Source organism: Bartonella sp. AD13SXNS (genome assembly GCF_042196465.1).
Lineage (GTDB): Bacteria > Pseudomonadota > Alphaproteobacteria > Rhizobiales > Rhizobiaceae > Bartonella.
Genome location: NZ_JBHIQI010000006.1, coordinates 26,069 through 28,742 on the forward strand (window position 1 = coordinate 26,069; position 2,674 = coordinate 28,742).

A 2,674-nucleotide genomic window follows, 5' to 3' on the forward strand; every position below is an offset into this window, starting at 1 on the left:
AGTGCATCCTCTATAGATTGGATGCCTCCTTTGAGGGTCGGAGGTATCCCTTGAGGGGAAGGATGCACTCTTTTTGAAGGCTAGAGTACATCCTCATAGATTGGATACTGCCTTTGAGGGTTTGGCGGTATCCTTTGAGGGGAAGGATGCACTCTTTTTAAGGGCCAGAGTGCATCCTTTCCATGGATTGAATGCACTCTTTGGAGGCTAGAGTGCATCTATAGGGAAAGGCATATTCCATAAGAAACAGAGATAACCAAAAGATTTGTTTTTATATTTTATATTGATAGGTTGCTGTATTTGCGAGGGCTATTCATTCTTTATTCTCAATATTTAAGATGATTATGTGATAAGGGTTATTCGTCAATACAATTGTAAAAGACGCTGAGTATTTTTATAATAATTGAGATATTTTTGTGCCTTTTTCTTGTTTTTTTTGTGTTTGCACAAGATATGCACGGCTTTTCAACAGTTTGTTTTTTTAGCTTTGCTAATGGCGTTGGCTAAACACTTCAATTGTTTTAACTGCTTCACACCGCCTTAAAAGAACAGTGCTTTATAATATGATAAAATAAGTTATATAACTTTTGATTCTTACGCGATGCCAGAAAAAGGGGAATGTTAGGAGAGATGTTGTCTATATTCTTAGTTTATCTCTTAAGGTAGGAAGATTAACATACTTTCCGGATCTATTTTTATTTAGTTTGACGGTTAAAGAGCAATATCTGAATGGAATCACACTTGTCTCATGTTTTTATCTTCACGCTTTAGATTTTTTCTCATAGGGATTTTGTTTTTAATGGGGGATTTTGTTTTTTAATGGGAGTTTACGCGACTCACATAAAACAGAATGTTCTAAATAGAATATATTTGTGTTGCACATTTACGTAATTATTTAAAAACATTATGTTATCTTATCATCACAATGATATTGGTGATTGGGGATATTGGTGATTGGGGATATTGGTGATTGGGGATATTGGTGATTGGGGATATTGGTGATTGGGGATATTGGTGATTGGGGATGTTGATGAATCTGATAATGGAGAAATCTCTTGTGAAGTGGATAAGCCCTTCTTTAAAATCTCATAAGGGGAAAGCCAGCACACTATCATACTATTCGCGCCTCATGTGATGATAGCCTTTGGCTTTTGAGCGTCTTCATAAGAGGCATTTTGATTCTTTATCTTTGAAGTGTTTTATTTCATATGTCTCTCATGTTTGTAATGTGGAAAAGACAAGGTGTTGATTGATGCAACATGAAATAAATTTAAAATGAGAGAATTCCTATGATATCCGGGTCCCTTAATTTTATATGAATAACGGGTTTTAATATGGATAACGGGATATTGTGATTATAAATCAATGTATTATCGTGATACATCAACCTGTTTGTGGACTATGCGATAAAGAAAGTTATCCAATAGTTAAGTCATTGTGTTATGTCGTAAAACACTGTCATGTGAGGTTTGGTGATATGAAGCAAGCTTCCTTGGACAAGCTTGCTTGGATATGTTTTAGTGTTTTTTTAAGGGCGTGGTGAATCTTTAGGACAGAGCAAGCTTCTGTTGCGCCTTGAGTTTAGCGGAAAACCCTGAATAAAAGCCAAGAGAAATGGAAGCTAAGGGTGAAGTGTATCCAAGCTGTTTGTAGATCAGATTGAGTTAAGAATCTTTTTTCTTTGAGAATGGAACGCCAGTCAATTTGACAAAAGAATGATCTATTTTTCGGGTAAATCTTATGGAGGAATATAACAAAGCTCATAAGGAAGTGATTGAAGACAATACAATCATAAAAAAGTACAGTCATAAAAAAAGTCCTCCGTCACAATCAGAGGACTCAAAAAAACAGGAGAATTTCCAACATTAGGTTGTAGAAAATATCAAAAAAACGAATTTAAAAAACTATTACTTTATGGCTAGCAGAAAATTAAAAAGATAGCAATATAAAAAATACTTTTTACAAATTACAAAAAATAAAACTTTGTCTTTTGTGCATTAAAATTTCATGAATACTTTTTTCAATTGAGTGCTTATTCTAAGTTCGACATCCATTGAACTGTCTTTAAAGATGTGTTGATGCATGCAACAATTTTAAACAAAATGTACTCTAAAAAACGAATACATTTAAAAGCCTCTCATGATGATAGACTACTGTAGATTGAGGCTCTTTGTTTTTAAGGAGATGCGTATTGAGTGTGGGGTTTTAGGGTTTTGTGCAGTTTTGTCTTTTGAAGGTTAGGGCTTGAGGGGATTGAAGCGTTTGCAAGGGGGGCTGTGGCTGGAGTGTTGGGCGTGTGGGATTTAAGAATTCTCTTTGGTTTTTGGTTATGAAGGAGCGGGGTTATCCCATGGGGTGTGTTCTTGAAGGGGGTGGCGTTTTTCTGCGTTGTTGAAGCTTGTTGGGTGCATGTGGGAGGGCGGCGTGTGGGGCGTAGCGTGGGGCGTGTTCTTGATGAGGCGGTGTTTGCTGTATTGTGTTGGGAGGGGACATCGATTTGGTTTATGAAGGAGGACGCAGGATGGGGGCGTGTTGTTTGTGGTTTTGACGGAGGAGATGTTTGACTTGCATTATAGGCTTTATTCTTGGTTTGTTTCTGTGGGCGCGAAGCATCTTGGGGTTGAGTACGCTTTGGTTTTTAAAAGAGAGGCTGTTGAGTTTCATCTTTGGGTTT

The 2,674-nt window shown here is 36.9% G+C and carries 1 protein-coding gene; it reads left to right on the forward strand.

What is annotated here, in order from left to right; translation table 11 throughout:
- Window positions 1-2,372 precede the first annotated feature (2,372 nt).
- Window positions 2,373-2,564 carry a hypothetical protein gene (locus ACFIMQ_RS05430; RefSeq protein WP_375703551.1) on the forward strand — a complete coding sequence of 64 codons (192 nt, stop codon included), beginning with the start codon at window positions 2,373-2,375 and terminating at the stop codon, window positions 2,562-2,564.
- The last annotated feature ends 110 nt before the right edge of the window (window positions 2,565-2,674 follow it).